A 20,012-nucleotide genomic window follows, 5' to 3' on the forward strand; every position below is an offset into this window, starting at 1 on the left:
TCCTTACTCTGCCGTTTTGTTCAGATAGCCGCCGCCCAGGGCGCGTGCGAGTTGCACGGCGGTTTTGCCATAGTCGCCTTCCAAGGCCGCAAGCCTTAGGCGCTGGGCGGATGCGGCCGCATTCGCTTCGATCAGGCCGCGGCGGTCGTTCAGGCCGGAGCGGTATTCGACTTCCGCCAGCTGCCGGGCCGCTTCCGCCGCGGCGAGCGTCTGCTGCTGCTCGCGCACCTGTTCGCTGATTTTCTGCCAGTTGGCCAAGACATCGGCGACTTCCTGCACCGCATGCAGCACCTGCGTGTTGTAGCGCTCGACCGCTTCGTCATAGGCCGCTTCCTGATATTGAAGATCGGCGCGCAGGCGTCCGCCTTCGAAAATCGGGAAGTCGATCGACGGGCCGACCGCGTAAGCGAGGCTCGAACCTTGCAGCAGCACGTCGGTTAGGGTGACGCTATGAAATCCTGCGAAAGATATCAGGTTCACATCGGGATAGAACGCGGTTTTCGCGACCTCGATCAACTTCGCCGCGGCTTCGGCGCGCAGGCGCGCGGCCTGCACGTCGGGGCGGTGCGCCAGGAGGCTTAGCGGCAGGTCGCTCGGCAGCGGCAGCAGGCTCGGCAATGCGGGGCGATCGGCCGCGATCTGCCGTCCCCAGTCGGGACCTTTGCCGGCCAGGGCGGCGAGCCGGTTTTGCTGCAATTGGATGTCGGCGCGAACGGCCGCTTCCAGCTGTTTGGCGTCGTGCAGATCGATGCGCGCCTTCAATAACGGGGCGGAGGAGGCAAGGCCGGTGTTGAGCCGCGTTTCGGCCCATTTGAGCCATTCGGCGCGGTCGGCGCTGATCTTTTCGGCGGCGGCGAGCCGGGCCTGGGCCGCGGCCAGATCGAAATAGGTTCCGGCGACCGCGGCCGACAGCAGCAGGCGGGCATCGGCCACTTCGATCTCGGCGGCCTGGGCCTTGCCGATCGCCGCCTCCAGCGCCGCCCGGTCGCGGCCCCACAGGTCCAGGTGATAGCGCAGCACGAACGGATTGATCAGCAATTGCCGGAAATGCTCGCCCGCGAGCTTGGCCTGCACGCTGTTGGCCGAATAGCGCTGGGCGCTGAAGCCGATATTCGCGCTGACGGTCGGATACTGTTCGGCGGCCTCCGAATCGACCAGGGTTTGTGCCTGATGCAGCCGCGCCTCGACCGTTTTGAGGGTAGGACTGTCTTTCAGCGCGGTTTCGATCAGCCGATTCAATGGCGGCGAACCGAAGCTTTGCCACCAACTTTCGGAGGGCCAGGCCGATTTGGGAGATGAGGGCTGCCGAACTGGGGTGAGGGTCTTGTCGATCCGCGGCATGGCAGTCATCACGGCGCGCGAGCCCGGTTCGGGAAGCCAGGCGCAGGATGAGTTCAGCAGTAGTATGCTGAGGCTTGCGGCAAGACCAAAGTGCTTTCCAGTCATGCTTCTTCCCTCGCGAGCAGTTCCAGCGCGCGCCGGCGCAAGGACTGGGTCAATGAGACGCGCTGCGGCTGTCGGGTCGGCTGGGCCAGCCAGACCAGCAGCGCCATCGCGGTAAACGCGCAGCCGCCGATCCAGAACGCATCGTTGACCGCATGGATCGCCATTTGCTGCTTGGCGATTTTCGCGAATTGCAAAGTGGCGGTCGCGTCGGAAAAACCGGCGTCGGCCAGACTGTCCATCGTCTGGTCAAAACCCGGATCGAATGGCGTGACCGTCTCGGCCGTGCGCGTCATGTGGAAGGGCGCGCGCCGGTAAAGCACGATCATTTGCAGCGAGATGCCGATCGCGCCGGCCCAGATCCGCATCAGCCCCGCGATTTCGACCGCGCGCACCTGGCGCAGCGGCGGCAACCCGTGCAGCATCAGCGCGGTCAGCGGCGCAAAGAAGCTGCCGAGACAGATGCCCTCGACCACTTTCGGCCAGAACAGGTCGGCAAAGGACGACGGATCGTCGAAACGGCTGAGCCAGAAATAAACGCCGGCAAAACCGAGCAGGCTGCAAGAGGCGAGCGGCCGGGCGTCGCAGCGTTTGACGATTTCGTGAAAGATGCTCGCGACCGGTTTCGCGAAAATCGCCATCGGCAAAAACACCAGGCCTGCCAGGAATGACGAATAGCCGAGCGCCAGTTGCAATTGCACGATCAAGAGAGAGAGCAGACCCTGAAAGAACAGGAAGCCGACCGAGAGAAGCACTACGCCGATCGTGAAATTGCGGTGCGCAAAAAGGCTGATGTCCAGGAAGGGGCGGCGATGACCGAGTTCCCAGACGATCCAGTAAAGGAGTGAGGCGATGCAGGTGAAGATCACTGCTTGAATATAGCCGGAATTCGTCCAGTCCCAATCGTTGCCCTGATTCAAGAGGGTTTGAAAGCTGCCCATCAGGGCGGTCAGCAGCAGGAAGCCGACCCAGTCGAAATGGCTGAAAACGGTTTTCGCGCCGCGCCGTGACAAGAGCGCGGCGACGATGCCGCCGATCGCGAGCGCGGCCGGAACGTTGAGAATAAACAGCCAGCGCCAGCCGAGATTGTCCGCGATCCAGCCCCCGATCGGCGGGCCGAAGGTGAACGGCGTCAGAGTGAAAATACTCCAGACGCCGATGCCGATCGATTTCCGGCGGTCGGGATATTCTTTCAGGATCATCGCCTGCCCCAAGGGCAGGGTCACGCCGCCGGCAAAGCCGAGCACGATCCGCGCCGCCAGATAAGCGTACAGCGAGGTGCTGTAGGCGCAGGCGGCGGAGGCGAGCGCAAAGATCAAAAAGGCCCAGGCGAAAGGGCGGTATTCGCCTTTCTGTTTGGCAAGCCAGGTGCCGATCGGAAAGCCGAGCGCCAGGCTGGTCATGTAATCGGTCTGCGTCCAGGTCGCGAAACTGGGCGGAATCGAGAGGCCGCCGGCCACGTGCGGCAGCATCGCGATATAGGCGCCGGCGTTGAAAATCACGACCGCATGGCCGAGCCCCAGGCACAGATTGAACAGCACGAAGCGCCAGCCGCGCAGGCGTTTGTGATAAATGAGACTCATGCTCTGAAGTTTTCCATACGAAGAGGATGGCTACCTGTTTTGTTTCGTTTATCTTTCCTTCGCAGAGCGAGGGAGCGATGTGTCAAGCCGCGTAAAGCATTGTAAGTATTGAATAAAATAGCGATTCGCTATTATTGAGGACGCATTTTGACTTCCATTGCTCTGCTTTAACTCGAACGTTGACGCCGTCAGGGATGATTCAAGCTGCCTCTACATTCGTGATATTCAAGCCGTTATTTTTACCCATTCTTTAAGCCAACAATCCCCACACCAGCATGCTCGCGCCGATCATCAATACCGACCACCATTTGACCAGGCTACTTGCCGGAGCCGTATGCCAGTAATCCACCGCCGCAGCGGTGAACTGATGGCGAACGCCGGACAACTCGGTTTTGATCACACCATGCCACACCGGCAATTTGCGGCTTAGCTTGTACAAGAAGTAAGCCGCAAATAGCAGTATTACATAAAAGGTGACGGTTTGTGTGGCGTGACGACCGGTATCAAATAGATGTTCGATGATCACATCGAGGGTGAATTCGAGCGCCTCGAAGCACAGATGCAGGAGCTCGAAAAAAAGATCGAGCAGCATATCGGAGAGCAGGTAGAATGTCCCTATCATGACGGCTGCAAAACCGACCTTCTGTTTTATCGAACCGTACATGAGCTATCTCCGCGCGGTCGTTTCCGGCTCCGACAGTTGCGACACGCGCATCGGCGCCAGACCAATGTCTTGCATCGCCTCAGCCATCAGGCGCGCGCCGTTTTCACGCACCAGCGCTTTGAATCTTTCGCCTTCGGGATAGAGCAGCGCCTGCGCCGTATTGCCTGTCAACCAGGTTTTCTTGCTGGTCTTGGCGAGCACTTGGCCGCTGTGCGCGTCGATCAATTTGATCAGGACTTGCAGCGAAGTCTGGCCTTCAAAAATACGGTATTGGCCGATACCGATCTCCAGCACCGCATCGGCGCCTTCGGCATGGTCAACAGAAGCCGGCGCGTTTTGGGCATACCAGCGGGCGACCGCATCGCGCCAGTGGCCGACATTCGCATTGCGTTCGCCGGCGGCGATCGGCAGGCGAGCAGTCTGAGGGCTCAGTTCGGTTTGGATCTGCGCGGCATTCAGTTGCGCTTGTGCGATGGAAGACAGTTCGAGCGTCGGCGTCCACTGTCCGGCTTGAGCGGATGCCCAGCCGTTCTTAGACCAGTCGACCGTTTCCACGCTGTCGCCGTGACCGACCTTGCCGGCGATCAAAATGCCGCCTGGGCTCCGGTAAACCGCTTCCTGCGAGGTAACAGGCAAAACCATATTGTATTCATGCGCATAATTCGGCATCCGGGTTTCGAGCAAATCGGGCAGCACTTCCAGAGGCGGGGCTTCGACCGACGTGATCCGCACGGTTTTGAGCGTTGAGGCTGCCGCACTCGGCAGCTTGACCGTATCGAGCGTGGCGGCGGTCTGGCAGCCGGTGATCAGCGCCGGCAACAGCCAGAGCCAACAGTTTTTTACAGTTTTTTTGAACATGGTGAATCTCCCACAAGGGCTACGAAAGCGGGGCTTTACGCCCGCACATCGATGAATCGCCCGGACAGTCGGAGAAAGGCAATGCTTCAAAATAGGGCTTTCATCTTGACGCTCACTATAGATTTAGTTTACAAATGAAACAAACGATTTATATTTGACTTTAATATCGATAAATCCAATATTAAACGCAATGGACATCGAACAAATCCGAACCTTTTTGAGCGTGGCCGCGAACGGCAGCTTTCAGGAAGCGGCCAACCGGTTGTATGTGACGCAATCGACCGTGAGCATGCGTATCCAGCGCCTGGAGGAATACCTGCGCGTGCCCCTGTTCGTGCGCAACCGAGCCGGCGCGCATTTGACGCAGCAGGGACGCCGCTTTTTGAAGCATGCGAAGTCGATGCTGTTGACGCTGGAACAGGCGAAACACGAGATCGGCCTGCCCAGCCGCTTCCGGGCCAGCATCACGGTCGGCGCGCGGATTGCGCTGTGCGAGACGATACTGCCGCGCTGGATCGGCGAGATTCGCAATTCATTACCCGACGTGTCGCTGCGTTGCGATATCGGCTTCGAGGAAGATTTGATGCGCCGGCTGATCGAAGGCACGGTCGACATCGGCTTGATGTACACACCGCAGCACAGTCCGGGCCTGAAGGTCGAGCATCTGTTCGATGAGACGCTGGTGCTGCTGACCACACGGCCGGACAGCCCCTGGCCCGACGACGATTATGTCTATGTCGATTGGGGGCCGGCGTTTTATGCCGAGCACAGCAGCAGCTATCCGAACCTGGAGCGTCCGGCGCAAGTGGTCAATATCGGCTGGCTCGGCATCCAGTTGATCCTGACCAACGGCGGTTCGTGTTTTCTGCCGATTCGGATGGCCGAGCCTTATATCTGGGCAAAGCGTTTGCATCGCGTGCCGGACAGCCCGGAGATCAAGCTGCCGGCCTATATGGTCTATCCGCTGGATGCCGACTCGCCCGTGCTGACGCAGGTGCTCGGCAATCTGCGCGCGTTGGCGGCGGTCGAGCGGCAGACGACTTATGCCTGAACATGAAGTTCAGCAAGCAAGTGCGGAACGAGGGGCTTTGACACAGGGCTGTCATTTGCTCGTGCTAATTTGTCCGGTTGCAATCAAATGAAGGAGACTAAGTTGAAACAACTGCTGGAAGATTTATTGGGTTTGCGCCGTGAAGTCACCGAAGAGGCCGAGCGCATTCTGAAGACTTATCGAGAATCCTTCGCGGATGACCGCGCGAGTTATAGCGCCGTCAACTTGGCCCATTATGTCGCGCTGCGGCGGCGCGATCTCTGCACTCTGCAAATGCGCCTGGCCGAGGCGGGACTGTCTTCGTTGGGCCGGAGCGAGTCGCGTGTGCTGGCCAATCTGGACGTGGTGATTCGCCTGTTGGCGAAGGTCGTCGGCGAGAATGTCGATGCGGTGATTGCCGATGACGAGGACTTTACCAAAGGACGCGATCTGCTCGCGCAGAATGCCGCCGATCTGTTCGGACCTCCGTCGTCAGACCGCAACGTCCGGATCATGGTTACACTGCCGACCGAAGCGGCGTTTGATTATGCCCTGGTCAAGGGGCTCTTGCTCAGGGGCATGAATTGCGCCAGGATCAACTGCGCGCATGACAACGAGACGATCTGGGCCAAGCTGCTCGAAAACATCCGGCGCGCCGAGCGTGAAACCGGCTTGCACTGCAAGATTCTGATGGATCTGGCCGGCCATAAAATCCGCACCGGTCCGATTCAGCCGGCGCCGCCGGTGATCCATTTGAAGGTCAAACGCGACCTCTACGGACAGTTGGTCGCGCCGTTTCATATCCTGCTTGGCAAGACGGGTTCTGGCCCTGTCTCCAGCGAGGTGCAGCGTGCGGATTACCGGATCATCCAGATTCCCGACGATTTTCATCAAAAGTTGACCCTCGGCGACCGGATGTATTTCGGCGACTGCCGGCACAAGACGCGCTTTTTCGAAGTCGTCGAAAAAGCGACGCCGGATTATTGGCTTTGTCACGGTTTCAGTTCGACCTATCTGCATGCCGAAACGCAATTCAGTTGGCGGCGCGCAAATGCGGACGGCAAATTCGAAGTGTTCGGTGAATTTCCGCTGGCGCCGTTCTCCGGCAAGTTTTCGAGCATCCATGTCGAAAACGGCGACCACTTGCTGTTGAGCCGTGGCGATGAATTAGGTTGTCCCGCCGTTTACGGCGTGAACGGGCAAATCATGACGCCGGCGCGGATCGGCTGCAGCTGCGATGCGGTGTTCTCGGCATTGCGGCCGGAGCAGCCGGTCTGGATCGACGACGGCAAACTCGGCGCGGTTGTCGAGTCGATCAGCGATGACGGTGCGATGTTGAAGGTGACCGAAGCGGGGCAGGGCGGCGTGGTGATACGCAGCGACAAGGGCCTGAATTTTCCGGAAACCGAGATCGATCTGCCGGCGCTCAGCGCCAAGGATTTAGAGGATCTGGATTTTGTCTGCCGCCATGCGGACATGATCGGCTTTTCGTTCGTGCGCTCGCCGGAGGATATGGAGGTTTTGATTCAGGAATTGAAGCAGTGCGGCCGTGCCGATTTGCCGATCATCGCGAAGATCGAAACCAAGGCCGCTGTCGATAATTTGCCGTGGATACTTCTGTCCGCGATGGCGCGGCATCCTCTCGGCATCATGATCGCGCGCGGCGATCTTGCGGTTGAACTCGGCAGCGTCAAGATGTCCGAGATTCAGGAAGAAATCCTGTGGCTGTGCGAATCCTCGCATGTGCCGGTGATCTGGGCGACCCAGGTGCTGGAAACCCTGGCCAAGAAAGGCCGCACTTCGCGTCCCGAAATCACCGATGCGGCGATGAGCGTGCGCGCCGAATGCGTGATGCTGAACAAAGGACCGTACATCCTCGATGCGATCCGCGTGCTCGGCGACATTCTGACCCGGATGGACGCGCATCAGTATAAAAAAACGCCGCAATTGCGGGCGCTGGAATGGTAGCCGGAAAGCGTTATTTGCTGGCTGATTAGACTCTTTTAGCGGAAATTTCTGCCGCGATCCAGGCTTTCAAAAATGTCCTGGGTTGCGTCTGAAGCGATAATTTTACCAGGAAGCCGGCGGCTTGTTTTCTATCCTGAGCGATTTATCCTGGACCACGATATAACCGCCCTTGGTTAATTCCTTCATGACCTTGTTGATCATCTCCCGGGACGAACCGACCATGTTCGCGAGTTCCTGTTGGGTGGGGCGGTTGTGGATTACCGCAACGCCGTCTTCCTGATTCGCCATGTCTTGCAGGACTTTGATCGTGCGCTCATAAACGTTCGACAAAGCCATTTGTTTGACCCGTTCGGTCAAGTACATCACTTTTTCCGACAATTCGCGTAATAATTCAGAGGCAGCTTCCGGATGGCTTGCTAGCCAGACTTTGAAATCGTCCCGCGATATCATGCTGCACACGGTCTTTTCGAGCGTTTCGACCGACGCCGACCGCGGTTCGTCGCAGAGCAGGGCCAATTCGCCGAAATACGAACCGGCTTCCTGCACCCCCAGCGTCACTTCCTTGCTTTTTTCATCGCTGGTATAAACCCGCACCTTGCCGGAAATGATCACGTACAATGAATTGGCCTCATCGCCTTCCGAAATGATCACCGCCTGCTTGGGAAACTTCATCGTTTTCGCCTTTGTCGCCAAGGTCGCAATGGCTTCGTCGGGCACCTTGGCCAGAAAGGAGATGTTTTTTAGGCTTGAGAAAACTTCTTGCTGCATGGTGGAGCCTAACGAGTCTGAAATGTGAAGAAGATCATAAGCCGTTGCTATAACAATAATAAACAAACTATTAATTTAACCTTAATTCGCAGCGAAAGCTACATTTGATCCCACTTTCTCCTTGTATACTCGCTTCCAAGGAGAGCTCTGCTGAGTGGCCCTCAGATTTAAATTTTTAAAGTAATGGGCTCGTTAAAACGCCTTGACCTACGCTGCAGTCACCGATCCACGAACGGTCAACAAGTCCGGCATTCCTTGGCGCCTGTCAAGGGGTTGGTTACCCACTGCTTGTTCCCTATGCACTGGTAAGAGGTGCAGCCCGTTGTCAGGCTGCCAAGCTCATTTTGATTGGCCAACGTTTCAGTGGGGGTGCCGGTATTATAGACATAGACAAGGCCAGAAACCATGATGACTGATGCTGCTAGCAACAAGATTGTCCGTTGATGGCGCTTTATCAAGTCTTTGATCGGTGTGGTTTGGGCGTTGTTTATTTCGGCATAGGCTTTCATGGGTTACTTTCCTGGGAGCTCGAATGTTATGTAATGTCAGAACGAAAGAGTCAACCTGCTGTACAAAAAGCGTCCTTGTGGCAAGGCGGGTTGATTTACGTCAACCCCTTGAAAATTGAACTTCTCATCTAGCAGGTTTTTGATACCCGCTGTCACTAAACCGTGACGCTTCGGCAAACGGTAGCCGATTTCGCTATCCAACAACCAGAATTTGGAGGAGTCGCGCTGCTCCGTATTAAGGCTCTGGACGAAAAAATTTCCGGCTTGATTCGCGTAAGTCAAGCTCAGCTTGGATATAAAACCTGATGGGTGGTAAAAGTTTGCAAAAATTTGCGGCCGATGGGTTTTCAATTCAGTAAAAAAATTCGAATTATTTTTCAGGTTATCGAAATAGATATTGTTTCTATTCAATGCTTCGTAACTGTAATTCGCACCCATCGAAAAAAAATCGTTGGGTGTCCAGTTGACATAGGCTCTCAGGAGTTCTTCATTCCATTGGGTTCGTTCAATTTTACGACCGGTGGATTCTACCTCCAGGAAAGGAACATCAAGCTCACGTCGTGATATCTCCGCACCCGTGAAGATCTTTTGACTGAACTTATGATCCACGCCAAAGCCGATTCTGTTGGACAAGGTTCCATCCAAGTCATCGAAAAATTGATTGAAACCGGCGATTTGTGTCGGCTCCAGGGTTTGTTTCTGAATGATACCCCGGCGCAGCGACCTGAAGGCGGCAAATCTGAGGGTTGTGTCTTTGGTCGGTAACCAGGTTAAACCGAACTTCGGATTCGCAGGATTCCGATTCAATTCCGCCGGCGGGAACGGAGTACCGAGTACAGCAGACGGCAAGCTTTCTTGGTGGTAAAAATCTTGCGCAAAACCGACCGTCATGATCAGTTCCTCGATAGGCTTTATATTCGAATAGACGTAAAACGCTTTATGCTCGGATTCACTGTTCAGTTGATAGTCGGCCCTTATTCCATTGAACGCTTCCGAATACTTTCCCGTTTGATTGCTCAGATAATCCATTCCGGTCGATATATCGAAATACTTGTGTTTATAGATATGTTGCAATTCATATTGCCTGCCCTCGGTTTGATAGGAAGAGTCGAAGGTCAGGAAGGGCACTTGCGCATTTTGGCCAAAATCTTCATGCTTATGGATAAAGGAAAACAGCAGATCCGAATTTTCGGCAAATTGATGGTGGAGGCCTGCGCGCGCAAGATTAATAATATTGTCGAAGCGCCGTTTTACCGGAAACTTGTCGGAGTTGTCGGTATAAAAACCTTGGTTCAGATCGCCAAAGTCTTCCTCCATCCTGCGCAATTCGAGCTGAATGTTGGTGTCTTTAGTGACTTCCGCCTGGGCAAAGACGTTATAAATGTCCTTTTGCTGGTCATTATTTGTGCGATAACCATCGGATTGGTAATGGAACTGGCCCAAACTATAAGAGAATCTATCCCACACCCCCGATTGCACGACTTCATCACTCAAGGTATCGTGACTGCCGTAGAAACCCGAGGTCTGCAAAGCAAAGCGATCACGGGTAAACAGCGGGTTGTATTCATTGAATGAGGGAATGGTTGAGCCGAGCCCGTCCAAAATGAGGATATTGGATTCTGCAGTCTGCGGTTGTACGGGAGTAACGTTGATAGGTTGCAGTAACTGCGCTTTTAACAGTTCACTCAATCGGGCGATTTCATGGCGCGGCAACGCGGCATAGTTATCCGCGAGCAAACGATGCGCGGAATAATTACTCGGATCGTCGTTGATCGAGTTCCAGCCTTCGAGCAATCCCCTTTGCTGAAAACCCAGGTCATTGTAAATACGGCCCAGGCTGGCGCTGCGCGCGGCACTATCGCTATCCAGCAATAATTTTGATCGATACACACCCCGGTTGTCATTCAAACCGATCGCTTGCTGCATGTCATGCAAGGCTTCGATCGGCCGGTTAATGGTTTGTTTCAGGATCGCATCATAAAACCACGGCGTCGGGTCTTTCGGGTCCATTTCCTTGGCAAGAGTCAACTCGGTGCCGGCAAAATCCTTGTTGCGCAGTTCATAATAGGCTTTGCCCAAATAGCTGCGGCTTACCGCATTGTTCGGGTCGAGATTGACCGCGGTTTCGAGCTCGCGCGTGCCGGCTTCGAGCGCTCCCTTGCGGATTTTCGCGATCCCCAGGCCCAGACGGGCGATCGGATCGGAGGAATCCAGCGCGAGCGCCTGTTCGAAAGCCTGTTTTGCGGACTCGGTGTCGACTTGCGCGAGGTCGGCGAAGCCGAGGACGGTCTTTGTCCTGGCCAGTCGCGGATTCAAGCGTTCGGCTTTTTGCGCGGCCAGCAATGCCTCTTCACGGTGGCCGGTCGAAAGCTGTAATTCCGCGAGCCTGGCCCAGGCCAGCGCATCCTCCGGCGCCAATTGTGTCGCTTGCCGGGTGGCGGCCAACGCGTCTTCGATTTTAAACAGAGATTGATAGGCGTAGGAAAGGGCGATTTTGGCGACCGATGACTTCGGATTTAGCGCTTCCGCCTTGCGCGCTAAGGCGAGCGCGGCATCTTGCTGGTTTTTGGCGGCCGCAATCACCGCCTGCAAGGCATGCAGCGTGCTGGGGTCATGGTGCAGCCGAAGGCCTTGCTCGATGCTGGCCGATGCCTGATCGACGCGGCCCACCGTGAGCAATAGCGAGGCTTTCAGCGTCGCCACGTCAGCATTCTGTGTATCGATCGAGACGCCGTCCAGTAGGGTCAGGGCCCGCTGCACGTCGCCCAGCCGATAGGCGGCCAACGCCGAGGCGAGTACCGGATCGGCGGCGGTATAGTGGCGATGATCGATGATCGGCGGATAGTACAATGCCCATTGCACCGCATCGGTCGGGGTTACGGTCAGCGCTTGCAGACGGGGTGGCTGATTTTGGGAGGCCGTGCCTACATAGCCTTTTTTGATATGGATGCGGCCGGCGGCGTTGGTGGCCGCGACCTGGCCGTCGAATACGGCAATCTGGGCTTGGCGGCTGTCGACCGTGACCAGAAATTCGGTGCCTTCATGCACCGCGTTGATAAACGGCGTCTGCACGTCCAGTTGTTGCGGCTGCCGGCTGCGGAAATAGCTGACGCCCTCCAATAACTTCAGCAGCCAGGGCGCGCTATCTTGCTTGGGTTCCGAAAAAATCAACGTGGAACCTTGGTCGAGCGTAATCAGCGATTCATTGCTTAACACCAGCGTGGCGCGACTCCATTGTTGGGTGCGGACGGTTTCGCCGGGACAAAAAATGTCATCGGGGTGTACCGGTTCCCATGCCTGATTGCCGGGATATTGTCTGTTAACTTTGCCCTGCAGGGAGACGACTTTGGCAATCGGTTGCGAACACAGCGATGCGGCCTCAACTGCGAGAGGCGCGAGCAGAAAAAGCAACAAAGAGTAACGCTTAGTTTTTCGATGCATATCAATCGCTTGTGCAATAAGTCGGAGCGTGTTTTTAGGTCTCCTTAACCCAAACGCTGTTCAGGTTAACATTTATTGTATGCATGTGGCGATCATAAATGCAACTGATTGATTGGATTGCCCAGCTCGATGCGCGCCGGTTGGTCAAGGAGGGCGGTTTCCGGCGGGCGCTGGCGCAGATACTGGATATAAAAAAGTGTCGGCCCATCGCCCGGATGCTGCCGGTTGATGTCGAGAAAAGCGTTCAGCGCCTCTGTCCAGCGGTGGCTTTGAAACAATTTGAGCGCATCGGTAAAGGCGGCGGCTAATGGCGGCCAGGCCGGATCCAGCTGATCGGTCGGGGCAATCAGCTCGAAGAGTTCGACCGGTTGAGTTTTTCCTTTCAGCACGAAGGCGCCCACTTTCCGGATAAAAAAGCCGGACAAACCTTCGATTACGCTGGAAGATACGAGAATCTGCGTGCCCAGCAGCTTGTTCAAGCCTTCAATGCGTGCCGCGGTGTTGACGATATCGCCGACCGCGCGGTATTCGAAATGCTGCATCGCGCCGACATTGCCCAGATGCATCTCGCCGAAATGTAAGCCCAGGCGTGTCGGCAATTGATGAGGCTGCGACCGGTTAAAATGATCGATGGCCGTTTTGATCTCCAGTGCGGCATGACAGGCGTTGATTTTGTGTTGGATTTCTTCCGATGGCGTAGCCCATAAGGCCAGCATCGCATCGCCAATCACATCGGAAATGATGCCGTGATGATGTTTGACGAGCGGGAACATCACTCCGTAATATTGGTTCAGGAGCGCATTCAGGGGCAGAGGGTCCAATGTTTCGGACAACGTCGTGTATCGGCCCGCATCGGTTGCCATGCAAACGCCGTGCACCAGTTCGCCATAATGCGGCATCGCTTCCAGTCCGGCCTGATTGGCAATGGCGCTGACCACATTGTTCGGCAGATAATAACTGAGCGTCTTATGCAGGTTTTGCTGATCCTGTTTGTTTTTTTGTAAATAAGAAAAGATCATCACGACCGCGACCGCAGGTGTTTGCAAGAGCAGGGGCACAAACAACGGCAGCCAGAGATGGTCGACGGTAAAGCGGAAATAGGCGAAGGCCGCGTAGCCTGCGGTCAACAGGATGACTAAAACTGTTGTCAGCGGGTAGGAACACAAGCGGCACACGCCGATCAGCAGGAAACTCCAGAACAGCGCCAGCACGCATTGAGTTTGCAGCGGCAAGGGCCGTATCCCGCTGCCGTCGATCAGATTGGCGGCCGCGGTCGCGACAATTTCGGTGGGACTGACGGTGGCGCTGACTCCGCCGGAAAAATCGGTATAAAATCCCTGCAATTTTTCCGGCTCGAGACTTTCGGAGTAACCGATCAGAATGACTTTATGGCGGAAAAGATCGGGATTCAAGCGCTTATCTTCCAGCACCTGATGGAAAGGAAGGGTGGTGATCGTGCCGGCTTTGCCGTAATGATTGAAGTAGCGGTTGTCGGCGCCTTTGGCTAAGGCGAACCACGACTGTAATAAACGCAAGGTTTCCTGCGGATAATTTGCCGCGCGCAACAGTTCGTTGAATTGAGTCAAGGATTGTGCGGCAAATGCTTGCCGGATTTGGGGGACCACTTCAAAAACCGAAGATTTGGCGGCCAGCGGGTCAAACGTCGGCGGCAAAGTCGCTTGCAGGGCCGGATCGATTTGATGCAACAGGCGCAAAATTTCGGCATAAGCCCGCTTCAGCACAAAGCATTCGAAAACCGCGACCGGAAAGGTAGAGAGACCGCCGGCGCTTTGTTTGAATGTCCAGAACCGCTTGACGGTCGTGACTGTCTTGGGAAGCGGAAAAGGCGCCGCGCCGAGCGCGGCATGGGCTAAAACCGGAATCGGGTCGATGACCTTTTCATAAGTAAAGGTCTTGGCGGGGTCGGCGGAAGGAAACGTGTATTGTTTTAAATAGTTGCTGAGAATCACGTTGTTGCCGGCTGCGATGGCTTTGGCGAGTTTGGCGTCGCTGGAAGGCTCGCGTTCTTCGCCGAAATAGATGTTGAAGGCGATCACGGCAGGGTCGTAGCGGTTTAAGGTTTCGATCAAGCGGGCATAGACCGAGCGCGGCCATTTTTCCGGATTCTCGGGCAAATGCAACTGTTCCGGCGATGATTTATCCAGGGTGACGATGACCACATCGCGCGGCGGGGCGATCTCCCCGCGGGCCTTGAACAGCCAGGACAAGCCCCATTCTTCCTCGAAGTAAAGGCCCGGCATGGTTGCGCTGAGCAGAGCTCCCAGGAGTCCTATCAGCAAGGCCGAAATTACCGCAGTCGAGGTTTTTTTATAAACATTCATGATCAGGTAAGGCGCCAAGTGGCTTTTATGATCGATTGAACTGAATGCTCAGAACCCAGGAATCAAAAAGCCGTGAACTAGCCTGACATTATAGCCTTGACCAAGGAAGAAGGGGGAAAGTCAAAAGTAAGCGACGAGGAAAACCGGTAAGCAAGAACCGGACATTGCTCGGCAATCCGCAAGAAGGGCTGAGGACAGAAAGGAGATGCCGTGACAGCTTGTCCGGCGCGGCTGAAAATAGGGGAACGTCCCTGTCCCCTGGAGCTTGGAGGCATCGCTGAGCATCTCTGGGCACAAAGATAAATTGCCTTGGCTGTGGAGGTGTCTTGCGTGCGTCAGGAGAGAGGGACTGAGCCGGCGACAAAGGCCGGCCCACGCGCATCCAGAGTCAGGCGGAGCCTAGGACTGAAACATCGAACGGCTCCAGTGTAACGCCGAAGCCGGCGTGAAAATAGTAAAAAATACACAGCATGCGGGTGAATTTTTCACATCTCGCGGCGTGCGCAGCTTCGCGCCGAATAGGGCGGAGCCGCCGTTATTCAATATTCTGAATCTGCTCCCGAATTTGCTCGATCAGCACCTTCAGTTCGATCGAGATTTTGGTGATTTCCTTATCGGACGATTTTGCGCCCATCGTGTTCGCTTCGCGGTTCATTTCCTGCATCAGAAAATCGAGCCGCCGGCCGACCGGTTCGTCCTGCTGGACCACGCGCAACACTTCCGTGATATGCGTCTCGAGCCGGTCCAGTTCTTCGGCGATGTCGAGTTTTTGCGTCAGAAACACCAGTTCCTGTTCGAGCCGGTCGAAATCGGGCTGGGCGACCATATCGGTGATACGGTCCTTCAGTTTGTTGCGGATCGCTTGCAGGACGTCGGGCATGCGTTTTTGGGCGGCTTCCGTATAAAGCTGCATTTTCCGGCAACGGTCCTCAATCAGCACTTGCAGTTGCTGGCCTTCGCGCTCGCGCACTTCCAGCAGCTTCAGCAAGGTCCGGTTGACCAGTGCGGTAATGCCCCGGTTCAGTTCGTCCTTGTCCAGTTCGGGTTCCTGCTGGATGCCCGGAAAGGCCAGCACCTCGAGCGCGGAAAAGGATTGCGGGGCGGTCATTTGTTCCTCGATCTGCCGTGCCGCGGTCAAGAGCGCGGCGACCGCGTCACGGTTAACGAACAGGCTTTGCGAATCCTTGATTTGTTTCTTGCTGGTGATCGTGCATTCGATCTTGCCGCGGCTGATCTTTGCCATAATTGCGGAGCGTATTTCGGTCTCGGCAAAACGCAGGCGTTCCGGCAGCTTGATCAGGATGTCGGTATAACGGTGATTAACCGAACGTAACTCACAATTAACCGTCAGTACGCCGATTTCGGTTTCACTGCTGGCAAACGCCGTCATACTTTTAGTCATTATTCACCTATAATAAGCGGGGCTTAGAATCGAATGTGCACAGATGGCGGAATATTACGAACCCGAAACCTATCCAAAAGAATGGAACTATCTCCAAACCGGCACCATTATAGACCAGTATGTGATCGAACGGGAATTGGCGCACGGCGGATTTAGTTCGGTTTATCTGGCGAGACAGACTTCCGATCAGGTTCAGGTGGCGATCAAGGAGTATTTGCCGCGCAAATTGGCGCACCGGACCTGGAACAATGTGGTCGTGGTCAACGACGAAGAGTCTCAGGCCTTGTTCAAGCGCGGCCGGCGGCTGTTTTTTGAAGAAGCCCGCGTGCTGGCGACCTTGAAGCATCCGAACATCGTCGAAGTGATCAATTTTTTTGAAGCCAATTCGACCGCTTACATGGTGATGGTTTACAGCTATGGCGTCACGCTCGAAAAAGTGTTGGCGAAGAAAGGCCGGGATGCCAGCGAAGCCTTCGTCAAAGCGGTATTCAATACCTTATTGGACGGCGTCGGCCACATTCATGAATACGGCTATCTGCATCTGGACATCAAGCCGGCGAATATTCTGGTGCGCCCCGGCAATGATTCGGTATTGCTCGATTTCGGCGCGTTCCAGGCCTTTCCGGCCGCCAAACTCCCGCAGCAGACCAAGGTGTTGACGAAGGGATTTTCGCCGATCGAGCAATATAATCTGTGTGCGCCGCTCGGGCCGTGGACCGATATTTATGCGATCGGTGCGAGCATGCGCGCCTGTTTGGAGTTGAAATCGCCGCAGCCGGCGCCCGAACGCGCCGAAAAAGACATGGTGGAGCCCGCGGCAAAAGTCTTCAAGAAGAAATATTCCGCGCCGTTATTGCAGGCGATCGACTGGGCGATGGGGCTTTATCCGAAGGATAGGCCGCAATCCGCCTCCGAACTCAGGGCAGCGTTGAACGCCGAAGCCTAGCCGCTCAAAGTCCCTTGCTGCGGTTTTCCATGCGCCGCAGCAATTCTTCCATGATCAGCCGATAGAGTTCGTCGCCCAAATATTTGTCCTCGACGCCGCTGTCGATATTCGGATTGTCGTTCACCTCGATCACATAGCCCTTGCCGTTTTTCTCCTTCACATCGACGCCGTAAAAACCGTTGCCGATCGGCTGGGTCGCTTTCAGCGCCGCATCGAGCACCGCTTTGGGCACTTCAAAGGTCGGCAAGGTATCGAAATTGCCCGCATCAATCCGGCTGCCGCCGTGCCGGTAGATCTGCCAGTGATTCTTGACCATGTAATAGCGGCAGGCAAACAAGGCCTTGTTGTTGAAGATGCCGATGCGCCAGTCGAAATCGGTATAAAGAAATTCCTGCGCCAACAGCAGCGCCGATTTTTGAAACAGCTCGGGCAGCTTCTGCTCCAGTTCCTGGCGGTTGTTCACCTTGGCGATGCCGCGCGAAAACGAGCCGTCCGGGATCTTGATCACGACCGGATAGCCGGCTTCGGCCTCCAGCCGGTCCAGATGGACCACATTGCCCTTGTGCAGCAGCCAGGTCTTCGGCGACGGCACCTTGTGCGTGCGGAACAGGTCGGCCAGATAAACCTTGTTCGTGCAGCGCAGCATCGAGGTCGGATCGTCGATCACGACCAGGCCTTCGGCTTCGGCCTTTTTCGCGAAACGGTAGGTATGGTGGTCGATCGCGGTGGTCTCGCGGATGAACAGGCCGTCGAACTCGGGCAGGCGCACATAATGCTGTTGGGTGATCAATTCGACATCGATGCCGAGTTGGCGGCCGGCGTTGACGAACTTTTTCAGCGCGCCGCGGTTGCTCGGCGGCAGCTCTTCCTCCGGATTGACCAGGATCGCCAGATCATAACGCGTCGCCTTGCGCACGCGCTCCTTGCGCCAGACCTTCTTGCTGAATTGATCGAGCGCCTCGGCGAACAGGGTCTGCTGCGCATCGTCGAGACTGCGGTGCGAGACCGCGCGCAAGGCGTTGATCTCCCAGCGGTCCCGATAACTCAAGGTGACTTCGAGCACCGGACACGAAAAGCGCTCGAACAACAACCGCGCGACATCCTGAAAAGCCGGGTCCGGCGTGGTGCCGAAGAAGCTGAGCAGGCGGAATTCCTCCTGTTTATTTTTGGTTTTGAAGGCCTTCGCCAGGGTCTGCGACAAATCCTCGATCTGTAGTCGGTACAAGGCTTTCTTGCCCAAATCGTTCAGCACCTTGACCGACGGGATCACATGGTGGCCGCGCGCTTCGGCCAAGAGCGAGCAGTAATAGCCGTCGGACAAATACCGGTAGCTGCCGCACAGATTGATCACCCGCACGCGCTCGTCCGCGCCGCCCTGATCGGTGGCCAGATAGGATTCAAAAGGGATCACATGCTCGCTGGGATAATAAGGGCTCCAGTCGGCCAGATCGTCAACAACCAGTACGGTGCGCGCCATAGTAAAATTTATTCCTTAACTCGGAAAGTCAGCATTTTGAAACCACTTGCCGCGATAGACAAGTCATAAGCTCGGGATGTTCGGGGAGGCGGATTAATTTTAGCCGCAATCAGGAGGATATGGTATTGGGGCGCGGATTAACGGGGCATGAATGCGGGAAAATGCAGTGAGGGATTATTGATGTAACGCGCAGATCAAATCCCTGGCGTGGATGTTTTGCTTTCCCTCCGCAGTAATTCGGCCTTGCGTTCTACGCCCCAACGATAGCCGGACAGGCTGCCGTCGGACCGGACTGCGCGATGACAGGGAATCGCCACCGCCAAGGTATTGGCCGCGCAAGCCGTGGCTACTGCACGCACCGCTTTCGTCGAGCCGATACTTTTAGCGATTTCGGTATAACTGACTTTTGTCCCTGCAGGTATTTGTCTTAGCGCTTGCCATACTTTTTGCTGGAACGCCGTGCCGCGCACATCCAGGGGTAAATCGAGTCCCAAAGCCGGCGTTTCGATAAAGCCGATCACTGCGGCTATATGTTTTTCGAGCTCGCGGTTACCGCTGATCCGTTCGGCTTCTGGAAATCGATCCAGCAAATCACGCGCTAGCGCATCGGGATCGTCGCCTAATGCGATCGCGCAAACGCCGCGCTCGCTCATTGCGACTAGAATCGAACCCAACGAGCATTTCTCTATGGCGAAGCGTATGCGGGCATCGGCTCCGCCATGGCGATAACGGGACGGCGTCATAAATCCCCAGGGATTAAGGATCGAGGATCGGGTGAGGCGCGAAACCCAGCATTTCGCGGCATTAGGCTGGGTTTCGGTGCGGCTTCAAGCCGGCGTTTACGAACGGGGCTTACTGAGGCGCAGGAGCCGCAGGCTGGGCCGGTTCGATCGTTGCTGCTGGCGCCGCCGGCGTCTCGCCTGCTTGCGGTTTGGCTTCCGCCGCAGGCGTTGCCGGAGCCGGTTCGGCGGCTTCAGGAGAAGGAGCCGCGGCGGCTGCGCCTTCGGCAACCTTGATCAGCCAGCCTTTTTTCTCTTCGCAGCCCAATACCGCCTTCACCGCGGCATTGATTCTGACAAACTTGCCGGTAAAACTGGCCGGTAATTTGGCCTTGATTCGATGAAAACTGCTGGTGCTTTCGACCGTAAAAGGGATGTTTTCATTTTTACCGGTCAGCCGGAGCGTCGCCGGATTCGACCAGGCGGAGACTTTGAACTCGAATGCTGACTCCGGCGGCACTTCGATCTTTTCCGGCTCGACGTATTCTTTCAGCGTGAAGTCGGTAAATTTAGGGTCTTTGCAGAGCACTTCGGTTTTTTCATCCTGGTAGGCGCCTGCGGTTTGCGCTGCCAGCAGGATCGCGATGACCGATGCACATTTTATTATTCTTGTTTTCATAGACATACCTACCCATTCATTTTGAAAGAAAACTATCCCTACCGATAGCCCCGATCGGCCCACTTTAATGAGTTTTCGGGCTAAATTCAACCGTAAAGTTTTTGCTGATTCTGAACCAATTTAACTGGTTTGCTTAAAAAAAGCCGTTCGACGGGTTCACCCAAAACGCGGGTTGTCTTGTAC

General features: G+C 55.8%; 15 protein-coding genes. 3 read left to right on the forward strand and 12 right to left on the reverse strand.

Annotated features, from left to right (window positions below):
• Positions 1–3: 3 nt before the first annotated feature.
• From METLA_RS0116085 to METLA_RS0116100, 4 genes are all read right to left on the reverse strand, one after another.
• A complete protein-coding gene (locus tag METLA_RS0116085) occupies positions 4–1,446 on the reverse strand; it encodes an efflux transporter outer membrane subunit (RefSeq protein WP_024299527.1) in 1,443 nt (480 codons plus the stop codon).
• On the reverse strand, positions 1,443–3,026 hold the full coding sequence (locus tag METLA_RS0116090) for a DHA2 family efflux MFS transporter permease subunit (RefSeq protein WP_024299528.1): 1,584 nt from the start codon (positions 3,024–3,026) through the stop codon (positions 1,443–1,445). Before METLA_RS0116090 ends, METLA_RS0116085 begins: the two co-directional genes overlap by 4 nt.
• Before the next feature lie 250 nt (positions 3,027–3,276).
• Positions 3,277–3,690 carry a hypothetical protein gene (locus METLA_RS21510; protein ID WP_024299529.1) on the reverse strand — a complete coding sequence of 138 codons (414 nt, stop codon included), beginning with the start codon at positions 3,688–3,690 and terminating at the stop codon, positions 3,277–3,279.
• Positions 3,691–3,693: 3 nt separating this feature from the next.
• Complete coding sequence (locus tag METLA_RS0116100) at positions 3,694–4,548, reverse strand: hypothetical protein (RefSeq protein ID WP_024299530.1); 855 nt, start codon at positions 4,546–4,548, stop codon at positions 3,694–3,696.
• 190 nt (positions 4,549–4,738) lie between these two features.
• On the opposite strand from METLA_RS0116100, the gene METLA_RS0116105 reads away from it, so the two are divergent.
• Both METLA_RS0116105 and METLA_RS0116110 read left to right on the forward strand, forming a co-directional pair.
• On the forward strand, positions 4,739–5,599 hold the full coding sequence (locus METLA_RS0116105; protein WP_024299531.1) for a LysR family transcriptional regulator: 861 nt from the start codon (positions 4,739–4,741) through the stop codon (positions 5,597–5,599).
• Between the two features lie 87 nt (positions 5,600–5,686).
• Entirely contained in the window at positions 5,687–7,546 is a 1,860-nt protein-coding gene (locus tag METLA_RS0116110) for a pyruvate kinase (protein ID WP_024299532.1), read from the forward strand.
• 102 nt (positions 7,547–7,648) lie between these two features.
• On the opposite strand, the gene METLA_RS0116115 is transcribed toward METLA_RS0116110, so the two are convergent.
• The 5 genes from METLA_RS0116115 to METLA_RS0116135 form a co-directional block, all read right to left on the reverse strand.
• Positions 7,649–8,314, reverse strand: a complete 666-nt coding sequence (locus METLA_RS0116115) for a Crp/Fnr family transcriptional regulator (RefSeq protein WP_024299533.1) — start codon at positions 8,312–8,314, stop codon at positions 7,649–7,651.
• Positions 8,315–8,550: 236 nt separating this feature from the next.
• Complete coding sequence (locus tag METLA_RS0116120) at positions 8,551–8,823, reverse strand: hypothetical protein (RefSeq protein ID WP_024299534.1); 273 nt, start codon at positions 8,821–8,823, stop codon at positions 8,551–8,553.
• Between the two features lie 36 nt (positions 8,824–8,859).
• On the reverse strand, positions 8,860–12,264 hold the full coding sequence (locus METLA_RS0116125; RefSeq protein WP_024299535.1) for a tetratricopeptide repeat protein: 3,405 nt from the start codon (positions 12,262–12,264) through the stop codon (positions 8,860–8,862).
• A gap of 92 nt (positions 12,265–12,356) precedes the next feature.
• Positions 12,357–14,606 (reverse strand): CHASE2 domain-containing protein, encoded by a 2,250-nt coding sequence (locus tag METLA_RS0116130; protein WP_152539462.1) that lies wholly within the window; start codon positions 14,604–14,606, stop codon positions 12,357–12,359.
• A gap of 535 nt (positions 14,607–15,141) precedes the next feature.
• A complete protein-coding gene (locus tag METLA_RS0116135; RefSeq protein WP_024299537.1) occupies positions 15,142–16,008 on the reverse strand; it encodes a YicC/YloC family endoribonuclease in 867 nt (288 codons plus the stop codon).
• A 43-nt stretch (positions 16,009–16,051) separates the two neighbouring features.
• On the opposite strand from METLA_RS0116135, the gene METLA_RS0116140 reads away from it, so the two are divergent.
• Entirely contained in the window at positions 16,052–16,954 is a 903-nt protein-coding gene (locus tag METLA_RS0116140) for a serine/threonine protein kinase (RefSeq protein ID WP_024299538.1), read from the forward strand.
• A gap of 4 nt (positions 16,955–16,958) precedes the next feature.
• On the opposite strand, the gene METLA_RS0116145 is transcribed toward METLA_RS0116140, so the two are convergent.
• From METLA_RS0116145 to METLA_RS0116155, 3 genes are all read right to left on the reverse strand, one after another.
• Positions 16,959–18,431 (reverse strand): RimK family protein, encoded by a 1,473-nt coding sequence (locus tag METLA_RS0116145; protein WP_024299539.1) that lies wholly within the window; start codon positions 18,429–18,431, stop codon positions 16,959–16,961.
• Between the two features lie 194 nt (positions 18,432–18,625).
• A complete protein-coding gene (locus tag METLA_RS0116150; RefSeq protein ID WP_029646735.1) occupies positions 18,626–19,174 on the reverse strand; it encodes a methylated-DNA--[protein]-cysteine S-methyltransferase in 549 nt (182 codons plus the stop codon).
• A 109-nt stretch (positions 19,175–19,283) separates the two neighbouring features.
• On the reverse strand, positions 19,284–19,829 hold the full coding sequence (locus METLA_RS0116155) for a hypothetical protein (protein ID WP_245598819.1): 546 nt from the start codon (positions 19,827–19,829) through the stop codon (positions 19,284–19,286).
• Positions 19,830–20,012 lie beyond the last annotated feature (183 nt).

Source organism: Methylomicrobium lacus LW14, assembly GCF_000527095.1.
Taxonomy (GTDB): domain Bacteria; phylum Pseudomonadota; class Gammaproteobacteria; order Methylococcales; family Methylomonadaceae; genus Methylomicrobium; species Methylomicrobium lacus.

Excerpts from the sequence above, each read along its gene's own strand:
- METLA_RS0116085 (WP_024299527.1), bottom strand. The coding sequence starts at position 1,446 with ATGACTGGAAAGCACTTTGGTCTTGCCGCAAGCCTCAGCATACTACTG.
- METLA_RS0116090 (WP_024299528.1), bottom strand. The coding sequence starts at position 3,026 with ATGAGTCTCATTTATCACAAACGCCTGCGCGGCTGGCGCTTCGTGCTG.
- METLA_RS21510 (WP_024299529.1), bottom strand. The coding sequence starts at position 3,690 with ATGTACGGTTCGATAAAACAGAAGGTCGGTTTTGCAGCCGTCATGATA.
- METLA_RS0116100 (WP_024299530.1), bottom strand. The coding sequence starts at position 4,548 with ATGTTCAAAAAAACTGTAAAAAACTGTTGGCTCTGGCTGTTGCCGGCG.
- METLA_RS0116105 (WP_024299531.1), top strand. The coding sequence starts at position 4,739 with ATGGACATCGAACAAATCCGAACCTTTTTGAGCGTGGCCGCGAACGGC.
- METLA_RS0116110 (WP_024299532.1), top strand. The coding sequence starts at position 5,687 with ATGAAGGAGACTAAGTTGAAACAACTGCTGGAAGATTTATTGGGTTTG.
- METLA_RS0116115 (WP_024299533.1), bottom strand. The coding sequence starts at position 8,314 with ATGCAGCAAGAAGTTTTCTCAAGCCTAAAAAACATCTCCTTTCTGGCC.
- METLA_RS0116120 (WP_024299534.1), bottom strand. The coding sequence starts at position 8,823 with ATGAAAGCCTATGCCGAAATAAACAACGCCCAAACCACACCGATCAAA.
- METLA_RS0116125 (WP_024299535.1), bottom strand. The coding sequence starts at position 12,264 with ATGCATCGAAAAACTAAGCGTTACTCTTTGTTGCTTTTTCTGCTCGCG.
- METLA_RS0116130 (WP_152539462.1), bottom strand. The coding sequence starts at position 14,606 with ATGAATGTTTATAAAAAAACCTCGACTGCGGTAATTTCGGCCTTGCTG.
- METLA_RS0116135 (WP_024299537.1), bottom strand. The coding sequence starts at position 16,008 with ATGACTAAAAGTATGACGGCGTTTGCCAGCAGTGAAACCGAAATCGGC.
- METLA_RS0116140 (WP_024299538.1), top strand. The coding sequence starts at position 16,052 with ATGGCGGAATATTACGAACCCGAAACCTATCCAAAAGAATGGAACTAT.
- METLA_RS0116145 (WP_024299539.1), bottom strand. The coding sequence starts at position 18,431 with ATGGCGCGCACCGTACTGGTTGTTGACGATCTGGCCGACTGGAGCCCT.
- METLA_RS0116150 (WP_029646735.1), bottom strand. The coding sequence starts at position 19,174 with ATGACGCCGTCCCGTTATCGCCATGGCGGAGCCGATGCCCGCATACGC.
- METLA_RS0116155 (WP_245598819.1), bottom strand. The coding sequence starts at position 19,829 with ATGAAAACAAGAATAATAAAATGTGCATCGGTCATCGCGATCCTGCTG.